The 10624-nt window shown below is 33.6% G+C and carries 11 protein-coding genes; 2 read left to right on the top strand and 9 right to left on the bottom strand.

The features are described 5' to 3' along the window. From leuS to yajC, 5 genes are read right to left on the bottom strand one after another with little or no spacing between them, the layout of a single operon-like run. Positions 1 to 2433: a leucine--tRNA ligase gene (leuS, locus tag CVIC12175_RS02535; protein ID WP_086256818.1), complete on the bottom strand. Its 2433-nt coding sequence runs from the start codon at positions 2431 to 2433 to the stop codon at positions 1 to 3. 10 nt (positions 2434 to 2443) lie between these two features. Further along, a complete protein-coding gene (locus tag CVIC12175_RS02530; RefSeq protein ID WP_086246738.1) occupies positions 2444 to 2782 on the bottom strand; it encodes a DUF6394 family protein in 339 nt (112 codons plus the stop codon). Between the two features lie 9 nt (positions 2783 to 2791). Next, on the bottom strand, positions 2792 to 3766 hold the full coding sequence (gene secF / locus CVIC12175_RS02525) for a protein translocase subunit SecF (RefSeq protein ID WP_086256819.1): 975 nt from the start codon (positions 3764 to 3766) through the stop codon (positions 2792 to 2794). Position 3767: 1 nt separating this feature from the next. Continuing rightward, positions 3768 to 5348 (bottom strand): protein translocase subunit SecD, encoded by a 1581-nt coding sequence (secD, locus tag CVIC12175_RS02520; RefSeq protein ID WP_407932394.1) that lies wholly within the window; start codon positions 5346 to 5348, stop codon positions 3768 to 3770. Next, entirely contained in the window at positions 5338 to 5628 is a 291-nt protein-coding gene (gene yajC / locus CVIC12175_RS02515; protein ID WP_086246741.1) for a preprotein translocase subunit YajC, read from the bottom strand. The genes secD and yajC overlap by 11 nt, the downstream gene beginning before the upstream one ends. 23 nt (positions 5629 to 5651) lie before the next feature. Here yajC and CVIC12175_RS02510 point away from each other — a divergent pair, with 23 nt between their 5' ends. After that, positions 5652 to 6866, top strand: a complete 1215-nt coding sequence (locus CVIC12175_RS02510; protein WP_236861086.1) for an apolipoprotein N-acyltransferase — start codon at positions 5652 to 5654, stop codon at positions 6864 to 6866. A 157-nt stretch (positions 6867 to 7023) separates the two neighbouring features. Further along, entirely contained in the window at positions 7024 to 7152 is a 129-nt protein-coding gene (locus tag CVIC12175_RS08715; RefSeq protein WP_257789271.1) for a hypothetical protein, read from the top strand. 66 nt (positions 7153 to 7218) lie between these two features. Here CVIC12175_RS08715 and CVIC12175_RS02505 read toward each other — a convergent pair whose 3' ends face one another. The 4 genes from CVIC12175_RS02505 to CVIC12175_RS02490 are packed head-to-tail and all read right to left on the bottom strand — an operon-like array spanning position 7219 to position 10612. Next, a complete protein-coding gene (locus CVIC12175_RS02505; RefSeq protein WP_086246744.1) occupies positions 7219 to 7914 on the bottom strand; it encodes an ABC transporter ATP-binding protein in 696 nt (231 codons plus the stop codon). Beyond that, positions 7911 to 8675 carry an ABC transporter ATP-binding protein gene (locus tag CVIC12175_RS02500; RefSeq protein ID WP_086256822.1) on the bottom strand — a complete coding sequence of 255 codons (765 nt, stop codon included), beginning with the start codon at positions 8673 to 8675 and terminating at the stop codon, positions 7911 to 7913. The genes CVIC12175_RS02505 and CVIC12175_RS02500 overlap by 4 nt, the downstream gene beginning before the upstream one ends. After that, entirely contained in the window at positions 8672 to 9715 is a 1044-nt protein-coding gene (locus tag CVIC12175_RS02495; protein WP_086254119.1) for a branched-chain amino acid ABC transporter permease, read from the bottom strand. Before CVIC12175_RS02495 ends, CVIC12175_RS02500 begins: the two co-directional genes overlap by 4 nt. Then, positions 9716 to 10612, bottom strand: a complete 897-nt coding sequence (locus CVIC12175_RS02490) for a branched-chain amino acid ABC transporter permease (RefSeq protein ID WP_086224817.1) — start codon at positions 10610 to 10612, stop codon at positions 9716 to 9718. Positions 10613 to 10624 lie beyond the last annotated feature (12 nt).

Raw genomic sequence — 10624 nt, 5'->3', positions numbered from 1 at the left:
CTATCCCTTTATAACAATATTTACAAGTTTATTTGGCACATAAATTTCTTTTATAATTTGCGATGAGCCAATCCATTTAGCCACTTGAGTTTTAGTTATCTCAATAATCTCTTTATCACTTAGACTCTTATCAACCTCAACTTCAGCACGCCTTTTACCATTTACTGTGATGGCTAAATTTATTGTATCGCTTTGGAATACTTCGCTTCTTAACTCTATTTTTCTAAAATTTTTAAGCCCAAATAACTCATTACTTAATTCCCAGCTAATATGCGGAATTATCGGTTCAAGTAAATTTAAGATAATATAGTAACCTTCAGTCCATACATCTTTATTTTGTTGAGCATTTAACGCGTTTAATGCCTCCATACAAGCAGCAATTAATGTATTAAATGTAAAGCTACTTTCAAAAACTTCACTTGATTTTTTAAGTGCTTCATATACCTTAAGTCTTGCGTATTGCTCTGCTTTATCTAGCTCTTTATGATTAATATCTGGCAAGACAGAGCATTTATAAGCATTAGAGGCTCTATCGCACAATCTATTTATAAATTTAAATGCCCCCTCTACTGCACTATCATTCCACTCTAGCTCTTTTTGTGGTGGAGCAGCAAATAAGATAAATAGCCTTGCAGTATCAGCTCCATACTTAGCTATAATCTCATCAGGATCAACTGTATTACCCTTGCTCTTACTCATTTTAGCGCCATCTTTTAGCACCATTCCTTGAGTTAATAAACTAGCAAATGGCTCACTATCTCGCAAATAACCAAGATCTCTTAATACTTTTTGAAAAAATCTAGCATAAAGTAGATGCAAAATCGCATGTTCAATCCCGCCAATATACTGATCAACATTCATCCAATAATCTACACTTTGCTTATCAAATGCTGTATTTTCCCAGCTCTTATCATCGCTTGCAAATCTAGCAAAATACCAACTACTCTCAAAAAAAGTATCCATAGTATCAGTCTCTCTAGTAGCATTTTTGCCACATTTTGGACATTTACAATGTTTAAAACTAGCGTGTTTATCAAGTGGATTGCCCTCTCCTGTAATCTCAACATCATCAGGTAGTGCAATTGGTAGATTCTCTATATTTTCAGCTACTACTCCACAGCTATCACAATGCACCATAGGAATTGGAGCGCCCCAGTATCTCTGTCTAGAGATACCCCAATCTCTTAATTTGTAATTTGTAACCTCTTTGCCTATATTGCTATTTTGAAAATGGTTTATAATAGTTTTACTAGCCTCATCATAATCCATACCATTGATTATATCAGAGTTAATATGCTTGCCACTTTTTTGACAATATGGCAGCTCATCACACTCAATTATTTTGTTAATTGGTAGATTAAATTTAATAGCAAACTCATAATCTCTCTCATCATGTGCAGGAACTGCCATCAAAGCACCATGTCCATATTCAGCCAAAACAAAATTAGCGCACCAAATAGGCACTAACTTACCAGTTAATGGATGAATAGCATTAATACCTAAATAAACTCCATCTTTATCAGCTATTTGACGCTCTTTAGGAGTTTGGTTTAGCATAGATTTTATTTTTTCTTTGACTTCAGCACTAATAAATTCACTATTTAAAAGCTTCTTTGTTATGTTATGTTCAGGCGCTAAGGCGCAATAGCTTACACCATAGATAGTATCAGGACGAGTAGTAAATACCATAAATCCATCTTCGCCTACAATATCCTTGCTACTATCATCAAATTTAAATTCAAATTCAAGACCACTACTTTGACCTATCCAGTTTTCTTGCATAGTGATAACTTGACTTGGCCACTTGCCTTCTAAATCCTTTAAACACTCCAAAAGCTCACTAGCGTATTGAGTAATTTTAAGATAATATCCTGGCATCTCTTTTTGTTCTACATCATGCCCACATCTCCAGCACTTGCCATCTTCTACTTGCTCATTTGCTAATACTGTTTGATCGTTCTCGCACCAATTAACTACTGCTGATTTTCGATATACTAAGCCTTTTTCATACATTTTAATAAAAAACTCTTGTTCCCACTTTGTATAGAGTGGATCGCTTGTAGCTAATAAGCGATTTTTAGAAAAGCTTAACCCTAATGCATCAAGCTCTTTAATCATATAATCAATATTTTCATATGTCCATTTTTTAGGGTGAATTTTATGCTTTATAGCAGCATTTTCTGCTGGCATACCAAAACTATCAAACCCCATTGGCTGAAGAACATTATACCCCATATTTCTCCAGTATCTAGAAAGCGCATCGCCTATGCTGTAGTTTCTAACATGACCCATATGCAATCTTCCACTTGGATATGGAAACATTGATAAAATATATTTTTTAGGTAGGTTATAGTCATTTTTTGGCTCACTATATTTAGTTTCTCTCCAAGTAGTTTGCCATTTATACTCTATATCTTTAGCATTGTATTGCATCATTTTATCCTTAGAATTCATCTCTAGTTTTATTTGCTTCTATTAATATCAAAAGCATAGAAAATATATTTGCTAAAATTGCACCAATAACAAGTGTATATACTATACCTTGATTAAAACCACTTACAAGTAGCACAAATGCTGGGATTAGGTGCAAATCAGCTACCAATGAACTAGCAAAAAGCTCAGCTGCAAGTAAATTTCTAACACCTACTTTAAGCAAAGTAGATATTAAATTTATACTTGCAGCAATAAATAACGCAACAGCATTATTATCATATAAAAAACCAGCTGTAGTAGTAAGGCTCATAAGAGCAAAAAATGTAAATATAACCTTTCCCCAATCCATATTATCCCCTTATACCGTACCTTTTTCATACATAGCACGAAGCTTTTCTTTCTCTTTTTTTCTTAGCTCTTTAGTTACAATTGAGGCTCTATAGTTTTCAACACTAAATCTAAACCAACTAAGCATAGGAGCAGCAATAAACACAGAACTCATAGTACCAATTAAAATTCCAATTATCATAATAACAGAAAAACCATGAATCATATCTCCACCATAGAAAAATAGTGTAAATACAGCTAAAAGCGTAGTAACAGATGTCATCAAAGTTCTAGAAAGTGTAAGCGATACAGATTCATTAATTACTTCAAATAATTTAATAAATTTACTCTCTTTTACTCTTTCTCTAATCCTATCAAAAATAATAATAGTATCATTTAAAGAGTAACCAAGAACAGTTAAGATTGCTGCAAGAGTATCTAAATTTACATCTATACTAAGCAAGCTAATAGCTCCTAGCACAATAACAACATCGTGAATTTCGCTAAGTATAGCAGCTAGTGCAAATCTCCACTCAAATCTCACACCAATATATATAAGTATCAACACCAAAGATACAGCTACAGCCATTATCCCTTTTTCTCTTAGTTCGCTACCAATTTTTGGTCCTACTACATCTACTCTACGAATCTCAAACTCACCAGTACCTTTAAGAATTTCAGATACAAATGCACCTGGATTATTTCCTAAGCTATCACTAGTTGTTGTATATCTAATAGTAATCTCGCTTGCTGAGCCAAATTCGGTAATACTAGCATTTTTTAATATCTCATTGGTTGAGAATCTCTCTCTTATTAGATCTATAGGGGCATCTTTATCATGATATTTAACCTGTATTAAAGTACCGCCAGCAAAATCAATACCATAGCTTAACCCTTTAGTAAAAAGCAACCCAATAGATCCAAAAAATAAAATAGCAGAGATGATAAACATTATCCATCTCATACCCATAAAGTTATAAATTTTACCTTTATCAAATATCTGCATTCTAGCCCCTTTTAATCTTATAGCCAAACCAAAGGACAGTGCTACCTTTTTCTATTCTACGGCTTAAAAACTCAAACATACCATGAGTTCCTAAAATTGCAGTAAGCATAGAAGCAGCAATACCAATACTCATAGTTACAGCAAAGCCCTTAACTGGTCCAGTACCATAAGCATATAGTGCAGCTGAAGTAATAAGCGTAGTTAAATTTGAATCGATAATAGCACTCATAGCATTTTGGTATCCTTTTTGGATACAAGTATGAATATTATGACCCTCTTTTAAAAGCTCCCTAATACGCTCATTAATGATAACATTGGCATCCACAGCCATACCTATAGTAAGCAAAATACCAGCCATACCAGGCAAGGTAAGTGTAGCACCAAATAACGCCATAACAGCAATAAGTATTAATATATTTACTACCAAAGCGATATTTGCCAAAATTCCAGCCAGTCCATAAACCAAAATCATAAATAGCACAACCAAAATCGCACCAACAGCAAGAGCTACCATACTTTGGTCAATACTTTGCTGACCAAGACTAGGACCAATGCTTCTTTTCTCTTCTAAATTTACAGGTGCGATCAGAGCCCCACTTCTTAAAGCAATAGCAATATCACGAGCCTCTTCTATGCTAAATCCACCACTTATCTGACCGCTTCCACCACCAATTCTTTCATTGATAGATGGAGCTGAATACACTCTATCATCAAGCACGATAGCTAAGCGTTTGCCTACATTAGCGCCGGTAAAATCAGCAAATATAGAAGCGCCTTGGGCATTAAGTGTAAAATTAATAATTGGAGTATTTGTTTGATTATCAAATGCCACTCTAGCATCTACTAGCATACTTCCATCTAAAACTGGAATTTCATTTACTAAATACTTATATCTTGGGTTTCTAGCATCGCTTAAAAGCAAATCGCCATATGCAGATGCTTCATCTTCGTTCATAGTTTGAGCCATATCTTGACGCTTTTCATCAACTGCCATTAGTTGAAGATGGGCTGATTTAGCTATTAAATCCATAGCTCTTTGTTCATCAGCTGAACTTTTAATACCTGGAAGCTCTACTAAGATTTTATCTTCGCCTTGTTTAAGAACTGTAGGCTCAGCCAAACCAAACTGATCTAGACGATTTCTAATAGTCTCTACAGCTTGATCTACAGCATATTTAGCAGTATCAATCTTCTCTTGTGGAGTCAGTAAAATTCTATAGTTTAACTCATTTTTTTGCACCTCTATGCCAGTAGTTTTAGATAGAATTTCATCTAATTTCTTAGCATCATCACTATCTAAAAGAGCTATACTAATCCCGCTCTCATCAGCTTTTAATCTATCTACTAAGATATCATTTTTATCAGTATCATATTTTATAGCTGAGGCTATTGATTTGATTTTAGAGGTTATTGCAGCGTCTGTTTGAACGCTTAAGAGCATATATAGACCACCTTGCAGATCTAGTCCTAGGCTTACTTTTTGACCACTTTGGCTACCAGTAAAGCTTGGCATCGAAAAAAAGATGCCAAACACCAAAGCAAGGATAAAAATTATAAGCCTATAAGTTATCCTACTTCTCATCACTTGACTCGATTTTGTCTAATTTTTTAGCGACAAAATTTCTATCAATGCGAACAATTACGTCATCATTAAGTTTAACTTTGATAAAATCATCTTCTGGTTTGATGACCTCACACACTAATCCTCCATTTGTAACGATTTTATCGCCCTTTTGGAGATTTGCTAGCATATTTTTATGCTCGCGTTGCTGTTTTTGTTGCGGTCTGATAACTAAAAAATAGAATATTGCAAACAATACAACAAGAGGTAATAATGAAGTTAGCATCGAATTCTCTGCCATGTGGATCCTTTAAGAAAAAATTAGTGGATTATTTTACATTAAAATTTATAATAAACGGCTTTATAATCTCTATTTTGCTATCACTTTTTATATTTTTAGATATATTAAATTTAAAATATATAGCAAATTTATCTCTTATTAGTGCTATTTTTGGCTTTTATCTTCTTCTTAAAAGCAGTAGGCAAATTTGGTTTTGGAGTGGAGTTTTTACTGGATTATTTTGGTTTTATTGGATTAGTTTTAGTTTGATTTATTACAATTTTGCCTATCTTATTCCTATTGAAATTTTAGGAATTTGTCTGATTTATGGATTTATATTTTTGGCTGCTGGATGGCTAGAAAATATCTATATTAAGGCGATTTTTTTACTTTTTGCTAGTTATATTGCACCTTTTGGTTTTGATTGGTTAAATTTCAAGCTAATATTTGTTGATACATTTTTTATCCCATCTATTTATACTCTTGCTTTGGTGCTTATATCTATACTTATAGCTATTAAATTTAATATATATTTTGGTATCTCATTGCTTATTTGCTCTTTAGCGATTAATTACAACTATAAAACTGAGCCTAAAAGTCTTCCATTTGATATCTCACTTATTAGCACAAATATTAGTCAAGATAAAATCTGGGAGCGCTCCACAAAAGATAAAATTGTAAAAAATAACCTTGATATGATCGATCAAGCTATAAGCGATGGCTCTAGAATTGTAGTTTTGCCTGAGAGTGCATTTCCACTATTTTTAGATCATAGTGAAATTTTACTTAGCGTTTTAAAGCAAAAATCACATCAAATCGCCATCGTAGCTGGAGCTTTAGGAACTAATGATAATAAGATATATAATTCAACCTATCTTTTTGATAAAGGGGAAATAAAAAGACTTGACAAGCTAATATTAGTGCCATTTGGCGAAGAGATACCACTTCCAAATTTTATTAAAAATTTAATAAATGAGATATTCTTTGATTCAGCCGTAGATTATAGCCATGCTAATAACGTAAGTGATTATGAGATAGATGGGGTTAAGATTAGAAATGCTATATGCTATGAAGCAACTCGTGATGAGTTGTTTGTTGATAAACCTAAATTTATGATAGCAATTACTAATAATGCTTGGTTTGCTCCATCTACTCAGCCAAATTTACAAAGCAAACTACTAAAACTAAAAGCATATAAATACAAAACCACAATCTATCATAGTGTAAATGGTAGTCCAAGCCAGATGATTACCCCATAAATGTTACTATAAGTAACTTTTAATTACTATTTTATAATTTTTATTTTATTATTAAATTTAGTGTAGCTATGAAATGGAAATTAAATTTGGCAAAAAAGTTTTGGTTGATATAGATTAATGAGCAGTGTTGCAGCGATTAAAGATCTATTTGTAGTGGTTGTATGAAGTTGTTGAAAATAATGAGATTGAATTTGGTATAAAAGGCAACTACCAAACAACTGGTATAGAAGATTATGATAACATACTTAACTATGGTGTATATGTAGGTTATAACTACAAATTTTAATCAAACGGGCGAAGAGATTCGCCCTAATTTATACTTAAATTTACTCTAAATCTATCTAAATTAAAATTACGCACCAAGATATCTTTTGCGAATTTCATCATTGCCTATCATATCTTTTGATACGCCTTCCATAACGATATGGCCATTTTCTAATACATAGGTATAATCGCTAGTTTTAAGCGCTAAAAATGCATTTTGTTCAACCAATAATATAGTAATACCCTCTTCTTTAAGCCTCTCAATAATATCAAAAACCTCACCTACAATCTTAGGAGCAAGGCCAAGACTAGGCTCATCAAGCATTAAAAGCTTTGGCTCACTCATTAAAGCTCTAGATATAGCTAACATTTGAGCCTCTCCACCACTTAGAGTTCCAGCAAGTTGATCACGCTTTTGCTTAAGCCTTGGAAATAGATCATACATAGTCTCTTTTAAATGCTCATAGTTTTCATCATTATTAAAAGCACCCATTTTAAGATTTTCTTCTACGGTTAAGTTTATAAATACTCTTCTACCTTCAGGCACCAAAGCAATTCCTTGCCTTACAAGCGTATGAGTTTTATGCCTACTAGTATCATATCCTAAGAAATTTATCTGGCCACTTCTTTTAACTGAGTTTATAAGTGCATTTAAGGTACTACTCTTTCCAGCACCATTTGAGCCTATAAGGCTTACTATTTGGCCAGTTTGCACAGAAAAGCTAATCCCCTTTACAGCCTCAATCATTCCATAATATACATGCAAATTTCTAACATCTATCATTGTATAAAATCCCCTAAATAAGCACTTATAACATCTTCGTGTTTTACTGCATCAGCTGGCGAGCCAGTAAAAATCACTCTACCATAATCAAGCACCAAAACCCTATCGCAAAGATGATTTACAAATTTCATATCATGCTCAATTAATAAAATAGATAACCCATCAGTAGCCCTAAGATCAAATATTAAATTTGCCAACTCATCAGTCTCGCTAGGATTCATACCAGCTGCTGGCTCATCTAGTAAAAGTAGTTTTGGATTAGTTGCTAACGCTCTTGCTATCTCTACTTTGCGCTGCGTTCCGTAGCTTAAGTTTTTAGCAAATTCATTAGCATATCTAGCAATACCTAAACGCTCTAAAATTGCCATAGTACGCTCTTTGGCTATTCTTTCAGATTTAGCAAATCTACCAAGATGCAAACAAGCTTCTAAAAAACTATATTTTGTTGAGCTATTTAAGCCGATTAATACATTTTCTAAGACAGTAAGAGAACCAAAAAGACGAATATTTTGAAATGTTCTAGCAATACCTAAATTTACAATTTTATTTGGCTTAATTCCATTTAATCTTTTGCCATCAAATTTGATCTCACCACTACTTGGCTCATAGGCACCAGTAATTATATTAAACATAGTAGTTTTTCCAGCCCCATTAGGCCCAATAAGCCCAAAAATCTCTCCACTTTTTACACCAAAGCTAGTCTCTTTGATGGCCTCTACACCACCAAAATTTTTACAAATTTTACTTAGTTCTAATATCATTTGCGTCTACCTCTAAATAGATCCCCTAGCTCCATTTGCCCCATAATGCCCTTTCTAGCAAATAGCATTACAAAGATTAGTACTAGTGAGAATACAACCATTCTAAGCCCTGGGTAAGCCTCGGTTTGATAGCCAAAGATATTCATAGGCTCATCTAAAAATCTTAGCCACTCACTACCACCAATTACTAGCACTGTACCAATAATAGCTCCAGTAGTACTACCAAGCCCGCCAAGTACTATGATAATAAGTAGTAAGAATGTAAACATAAATGTAAATTGGTCAGGACTAACACTACCTAATAATCCAACTAGTAAAGCTCCACCCATACCTTCAAAAAATGCACTTACACAAAACGCTGTAGTCTTAGTAGCAAAGGTATTAATCCCCATCGCAATAGCTGCATCTTCATCATCGCGAACAGCCTTCATAGCACGGCCAAATTTAGAATATACTAAATTTAAAATTACAATAGTAGCAAAAATAGCTAGTCCACCACTATAAAAAATATTTGTAAAGCGGCTTAAATCTCCATTACTATCGACTCTCATAACCTCATTTAAGCCAATTGAACCATTTGTAAAGGCAGGGAAATTGACAGCTAAAAGTTGAATTATAAAACCAAACCCCAAAGTAACAATAGCCAAATAATCACCCCTAACTCTAAATACAGGCATAGCAAGCAGTAAAGCTAAAAGTGTAGCACAAACACCACTGATAAACATTGCTAAAATAAAATTACTAGTATAAATAGCTAAGATAATATTTGATGGCTCAGCTGCATCAAATTGATATAGCTTAGAATCAGCATTAAGAAGCAAAATAGCAGCTACATAAGCCCCAACAGCTACAAATCCATTTGGCTCAAGACTAAATTGTCCAGTAACTCCATTTATAAGATTATAGCTAATAGCAAGAGTAATAAATATAGCAATATTATTTACAATTCCTAAACTATACTCGCCTAGATACGCATCACAGAAAAATAAAAACCCAATTGCTAAAATAACAGCTAACCAAAATTTAAATCTACTTGCCATCTAAAACCTACTCTTTTCAAAATTATATCCCAAAATTCCAGTTGGTTTAAATAGTAAAACTAAAATCAAAAAGATAAATGCAAAAGCATCTTTAAACCCTGCAAGATCTGGAAATAGTGCCACAGCAACAACCTCTGTAAATCCAATAATAAATCCGCCAAGCACAGCTCCGCCAACGCTACCAATACCGCCAAGCACCGCAGCGGCAAAAGCCTTAAGTCCAATTAATACGCCCATTAATGGATCGATACTAGGATAATTAATAGCCCAAAATACACCGCCAATAGCAGCAAGAGATGAGCCAAGCCCAAACACAATAGATATAATTAAATTTGCATCAATTCCCATTAAATTAACTGTACTAATATCAAAAGCAAGCGCTCTAATTGCTATGCCATATTTTGTTTTATAAAGCACATACAACACTATCATTAATAAAAATATAGTAATTACTGGTACAAAAATAGCACTAACTGGCAATGTAATCGCACCAATACTTACTACTTGTTCAAAAAACTCAGGTACATTAAATGATCTAGGCGTGCCACCAAACACTACTTGAAACACATTTTCAAGTAAAAAACTAATACCAATAGCTGTGATTAATAGCGAAATTCTAGGAGCTGAGCGAAGTGGTTTATAAGCAATCTTATCAGTACAAACACCAAGAAGTGCCGATACAACAACTGCAAAAAGCAAAGCAAATCCAAAAGGAAGCGCCATACTAGTCATACAAAACAAAGCCACATATGCTCCAACCATCATAATATCGCCATGAGCAAAGTTGATAAGCCTTAAAACACCATAAACCATAGTATAGCCAATAGCTATCAAAGCATACATGGATCCAAGACTAAAACCATTTACCATCTGCTGTAAAAATAGAGTAATATCCATAAATTTCCTTCT

Source organism: Campylobacter vicugnae (assembly GCF_002139875.1).
Taxonomy (GTDB): domain Bacteria; phylum Campylobacterota; class Campylobacteria; order Campylobacterales; family Campylobacteraceae; genus Campylobacter; species Campylobacter vicugnae.
Note: the sequence above shows the minus strand (reverse complement) of the source record. Positions and strands in the feature narration are given on the sequence as shown.